The sequence below is a fragment of the Nocardia sp. NPDC003693 genome (genome assembly GCF_053981095.1).
This window is the reverse complement of record NZ_JBSFNO010000052.1, coordinates 48807-54862: the sequence shown is the minus strand read 5'-3', so window position 1 is coordinate 54862 and position 6056 is coordinate 48807. Positions and strand designations below refer to the sequence as shown.

Here is a 6056-nt window from a genome sequence, read left to right as displayed (position 1 = left end):
GACCGAAGACAGGGACCGTCAGCGGGTTCGGAGCGTCAAGATCGGGCATCAGGGCATCGACGGCATGTACCCGACGTCGAGACCCTGGGCTCGCTGGAGAACGCGCTGGAGAACTTCCCCGGCTGCGCCGTGGTCATCTCCCACGACCGGTGGTTCCTGGACCGCACCTGCACGCACATCCTGGCGTGGGAGGGCAACGACGACAACCCGGCCGCGTGGTTCTGGTTCGAGGGCAACTTCGAGGCCTACGAGGCCAACAAGATCGAGCGACTGGGCCAGGACGCGGCGCGCCCGCACCGCGTCACCCACCGCAAGCTCACGCGCGGGTAACCCAACCGCGCGTAAGCGCTGCCTGATGTTTGCCGGGGGCCACCGAGTGGCCCCCGGGTGAACGGCAATCGAAGAGCGAACAAGGCGTTTACGCGTTCGCCCTATTGCGTGAATTCTCTTTTGGTGCAAGGTTTGTCGTGTGCGACCTGGTAATTTCGGTCAGTCATAGCTAGTGCCGTACCGCCCGGTTTGTCCGGAGTGTGCGACGCGTGATGACATTGGGAGAAATTCAGCCCGGCACAAGCGGTGCCCAGCTACTCTCGGACCGGCGTCACTTGATTGCGGAAACCGAATCCCCGGGAGTTGGCGAAATGACGGTCTCGTCCGAATTGTCCAGCGCGGCATGGGCTGCGAGTTTGCCCGACTCGTTGCGCGGCAACCTCGTATCGCTCGAGGAGGCGTACTTCCGCCACGTCGACGCGGGCGACGCCGACTGCGCGGTGCCCGCGACCTCCACCCAAATCTTCCGCTGCCACGTGGATCTCGCGGTCAAGCGGGTTCCGGGCACCGCCAATGTGCGTGTGTACCACCACGATGACGACACCGATCTCGGCGCCGCCGTGCAACTGGTCACCGACGACATGCCCCTGCTGGTGGAATCGGTCACCTCGTTCCTGAGCCGCATGGGCGTGAGCCTGAGCGAGGTCGTGCACCCGATCTTCGAGGTCACCCGCGACCCCGAGGGCCTGCTGGAAACCGCCGTGCCGCACGAGGTCGACGGCAACGGCGCCACCGGTCTGCGCGAATCCTGGATGCACCTGCAGCTGCATCCCTCCACCAGTCGCGAACTGCTGGAGAAGGTCGAGACCACGCTGCCCGACGTGCTCACCGACGTGCGCCAGGTCATCGAGGACACCAGTGCCATGCGCACCGCGCAGGAGCGCGTCGCCGACGAACTGGTCGCCGCCGTGGCCGCGGGCACATCCCCCTACCCCGCAAGCGATCTCACCGATTGCGCGAACCTGCTGCACTGGCTCGCCGACGGGCATTTCACCGTGCTCGGCTACGCCCGCTACGAGCGCACCTCCATCGACGGCAACTCCAAGTCCACCATCGTGCCGGGCACCAGCCTCGGCGTGCTGCGGCCCAACGTGGGCACCGACTTCCGCGTTCCGGACAACAGCGGTGATCAGCCGCTGCTCATGCTCACCCAGGGCCTGGTGCCGGCCACCGTGCACCGCGCGGTGTACCCGTACTTCGTCGGCGTCGCCGCCATCGATCCCGACGGCGCGGTGCTGGGCGTCCACCTCTTCATCGGCGTCTTCACCGTCACCGCGCTGCACGAGAACGTCCTGGACATCCCGGTCATCGAGGGCCGGGTGCACTCGATCATCGAATCCAGCGGCTTCGACCTGGATTCCTTCTCCGGTCAGGAGATGCTCGAGGTCATCCAGTCCTTCCCACGGACCGAGCTGTTCTCCTCCGACGGCGACACCCTGCGCCGGACGGCCAGCGCCGTCCTGAACGTCGGTATGCGGCGGCAGGTCCGGCTCTTCATGCGGATGGACACCTACGGCCGTTTCGTGGCCTGCATGGTCTACCTCCCGCGCGACCGCTACACCACCCGCGTTCGCCTCGAGATGCAGGACATCCTGGTTCGCGAGCTCGCCGCCGACTCGATCGACTACTCGGCCAGAGTCTCCGAAAGCGATTTGGCCAGTGTGTATTTCACGGTCCGCCTGCCCGACCAGGGCGGCGCGGCCGACACCTCCGAGGCCAACCGGCTGCGTATCCAGCATCTGCTCGCCGAGGCCAGCCGCACCTGGGACGACCACCTGCGCGACGAGGTCGCCACCTCCACCACCGTGGACCCGGCCGTGGTGCAGCGCTACGCCGACGCCTTCCCCGAGAGCTACAAGGAGGACTTCAAGGCCTCCCGCGCGCTCGCCGATATCGTTCGGCTGCAGGGTCTTCGGGAAGGCGGCATCGAGCAGCACCTGTACCGGCGCGCCGACGCCGCTCCCGGTTCCTGGCGCTTCACCCTCTACATCGGCGGCAGCGGCATCTCGCTGAGCCAGGTGCTGCCCGTGCTGCAGAGCCTGGGCGTGGAGGTGATCGACGAACGCCCGCACCAGATCGAGCTGGGCCGCGGCTCCGAACAGTGGATCTACGATTTCGGCCTGCTGGCCCGCCCGGAGCTGCTGCGCAGCGCGCTGGACAGCAACCTGGACGCCGAGCTGGTGGAGTCCTCCGCCCGCATGGCCGCCCTCGACGATCACGTGCGCGGCTTACGCGAGCGCTTCACCGAGGCGTTCGAGGCGCTCTGGTACGGCCACGCCGAAGCCGACGGCCTCAACGAGCTGGTGCTGCGCGGCGGCCTGGACTGGCGCGCGGTGTCGATCCTGCGCGCCTACGCCAAATACCTGCAGCAGGCCGGATTCCCGTACAGCCAGTTCAATATCACCCGTGTGCTGCTGGCCTACCCGGAGGCCGCGCGCATGTTCGTGGAACTGTTCGCGGCGCTGTTCGATCCCGACTCCGCCGACGACGAGCACGCCCGCGACCTGGAGGGCGCGGTGCGCCATCGCATCGACGAGGTGGTGAGCCTGGACGCGGACCGCATCCTGCGCGCCATCCTCGGGCTGATGAAGGCGACGCTGCGCACCAACTACTACGTCACCGACGCCGAGGGCCAGTCCCGGCAGTACCTCTCGTTCAAGGTGGAGCCGCGCGAGATCGCCGAACTCCCCAAGCCGCGACCGCAATTCGAGATCTTCGTGTACTCGCCCCGGGTGGAGGGCGTGCACCTGCGCTTCGGCCCTGTCGCCCGCGGCGGCCTGCGCTGGTCCGACCGGCTGGAGGATTTCCGCACCGAGATCCTGGGCCTGGTCAAGGCGCAGGCGGTGAAGAACGCGGTCATCGTCCCGGTCGGCGCCAAGGGTGGCTTCGTGGTCAAGCAGCCGCCCGCCGCGACCGCCGATCCGGTGGCCGATCGTCAGGCGCTGCAGAACGAGGGCGTGGCCTGCTACCGCACGTTCATCTCCGGCCTGCTCGACGTCACCGACAACGTGGACCGCGGCACCGGCGAAGTCGTTCCGCCGCAACGGGTTCGCCGTCGCGACGGGGACGACACCTACCTGGTGGTCGCCGCCGACAAGGGCACCGCGACCTTCTCCGACATCGCCAACGCGGTGGCCGAGCACTACGGCTTCTGGCTGGGCGACGCCTTTGCCTCGGGCGGTTCGGTCGGCTACGACCACAAGGCCATGGGCATCACCGCCCGCGGCGCGTGGGAGAGCGTCAAGCGGCACTTCGCCGAGATGGACATCGACACCCAGACACAGGATTTCACCGTCGTCGGCATCGGCGACATGAGCGGTGACGTGTTCGGTAACGGCATGCTGCTGTCCCGGCACATTCGCCTCGTCGCGGCGTTCGACCACCGGCACATCTTCCTGGACCCCGATCCCGACGCGGCGACCTCGTACGCCGAGCGCGAGCGCATGTTCGCGCTGCCGCGCTCGTCCTGGGCCGACTACGATCGGTCGCTCATCAGCGAGGGCGGCGGCGTCTGGGACCGCACGGTGAAGTCGGTTCCGGTCAGCGCGCAGGCCCGCGCGGCCCTCGGCCTGGCCGACGACGTGACGGCGCTGTCCCCGCCCGAACTCATGCGCGCGATTCTGAAGTCGCCGGCGCAGCTGCTCTGGAACGGCGGCATCGGCACCTACATCAAGGCCGCCTCCGAAACCAACGCCGAGGTCGGCGACAAGTCCAACGACGCCATCCGCGTGAGCGGAAAAGAACTGCGCGTCAAGGTGATCGGCGAGGGCGGCAATCTCGGCGCCACCGCGCTGGGCCGCATCGAGTTCTGCCTGCACGGCGGCAAGATGAACACCGACGCACTGGACAACTCCGCGGGCGTCGACTGCTCGGACCACGAGGTCAACATCAAGGTGCTGCTGGACGGCGTGGTGTCGGGCGGGCAGCTGCCCGAGGCCGAGCGCAATCCGCTGCTGGCCTCGATGACCGACGAGGTCGCCGCACTGGTGCTGCGGGACAACGTGTCCCAGAACTACCTCATGGGCCTGTCCCGTGCCGAGGCGCCGCGCATGCTGAACGTGCACAAGCGCCTCATCGAGGAACTGGAACAGCGGCGCGGGGTCGATCGGGAGCTCGAGGCGCTGCCCAACGACGCCGAGATCAAGCAGCGCACCGAACTGGGCATCGGCCTGACCTCGCCCGAGCTGTCGAATCTGATGGCGCACGTGAAGCTTTCGCTCAAGGCCGACCTGCTCGCCGGCGACCTGCCGGACAGCGCGTACTTCTCGGCGCGGCTGCCGCACTACTTCCCGACGCCGCTGCGCACCCGGTTCGGCGCGGCCATCAAGAAGCACCGGCTGCGCCGCGAGATCACCACGACCATGCTGGTGAACGAGGTGGTGGATCTGGGCGGTATCACCTACGCCCATCGCCTGAACGAGGAGATCGGCGCGACCGCCTCGGATTCGGTGCGCGCCTTCACCGCGGCGACCCAGATCTTCGATCTGCATTCGATCTGGGAGCGCATTCGCGAGGCCCGGGTGTCCACCGCCATCCAGGACATCCTGGAGCTCGAGACCAAGCGCACGCTCGATCGCGCCTCGCGCTGGCTGCTCAACAACCGCCCGCAGCCCATCGCGGTCGGCGCGGAGATCAACCGGTACACCCGCGAGGTCACCGAACTCGCGCCCCAGGTGCCGGGCTGGCTGCGCGGGCATCACGTCGACACCCTGCACGGGCAGTCGCAGACCCTGATCGATCAGGGCGCGCCCGCCGAGCTGGCGACCGAGGTGTTCGGGTTGCTGAATCTGTTCCCGCTGCTCGATGTGATCGACATCGCCGACATCACCGATCGCAAGGGCGCGGAGGTGGGCGCGCTGTACTACGCGCTCAACGACCACCTGAAGATCGATTGGCTGTTGCAGGCGGTCAGCCACCTCGAACGCGGCGATCGCTGGCACGCGCTGGCCAGGCTCGCGCTGCGCGACGATATGTACGGCTCCCTGCGCTCGCTGACCCTCGATGTGCTCTCCGGCGGTGACCCGGAGGAGACGGCCGAGGAGAAAATTGCATACTGGGAGTCGAAAAATCAGTCCCGGCTGGGTCGCGCCCGCGCTGCCCTCTCGGAATTGTTCGAATCAGGAACCCACGACCTCGCCACGCTGTCGGTCGCGGCGCGGCAGGTGCGCAGCATGGTGAGCGGGGTGGGCGCCCAATCGGAGGTACCGCGTTGACGAGTGTGGATTCGCTGAACGGCCAGGACAAGGCAGTGCGCGCCGGGGAGGTCGATAACGCCGCCCCGCTCGCGGTGGAGCTGCCCGGCGGTGGGCAGCGGCGCTTCCACAGCAAGGTCGAGGTGCGCTGGTCGGATATGGATGCCTTCCAGCACATCAATCATGCCCGCATGGTGACCCTGCTGGAGGAAGCCCGGATTCCGTGGCTGTTCACCGATGACCGCCCCACCGTCCGCCTGCGGACCGGGTGCGTGCTCGTCGATCTGCGCGTGCAGTACAAGGGCCAGCTGCGGCACGAGGATTCCCCGCTGGATGTGTCCCTGTGGATCGAGCGGCTGCGCGCGGTCGACTTCCGCGTCGGCTACGAGGTCCGGGCCGCGGGCGCCGATCCGGATTCCCCGCCCGCGGTCATCGCCTCCACCCAGCTGGCCGCGTTCGACATCGACACCCAGCGACTACGCCGGCTCACCCCCGAGGAGCGCGACTACCTGGCGCTGTGGCTGGCCGACTGAG

Annotated in this window: 2 protein-coding genes and 1 pseudogene; all 3 read left to right on the top strand. The window is 67.9% G+C overall.

Annotated features, from left to right (window positions below; translation table 11 throughout):
* Positions 1–330: pseudogene (locus ACWDOP_RS35510) on the top strand (hypothetical protein); the annotation flags it as partial.
* A gap of 311 nt (positions 331–641) precedes the next feature.
* A complete protein-coding gene (locus tag ACWDOP_RS35505; RefSeq protein WP_456348563.1) occupies positions 642–5543 on the top strand; it encodes an NAD-glutamate dehydrogenase in 4902 nt (1633 codons plus the stop codon).
* Positions 5544–5623: 80 nt separating this feature from the next.
* Positions 5624–6055, top strand: coding sequence for an acyl-CoA thioesterase (locus ACWDOP_RS35500; protein ID WP_456348566.1), 432 nt, complete (start codon positions 5624–5626; stop codon positions 6053–6055).
* Position 6056: the final 1 nt, after the last annotated feature.

What these genes read in the sequence shown, in the direction of transcription:
- ACWDOP_RS35505 (WP_456348563.1), top strand. Translation starts at nt 642, where the DNA reads ATGACGGTCTCGTCCGAATTGTCCAGCGCGGCATGGGCTGCGAGTTTG.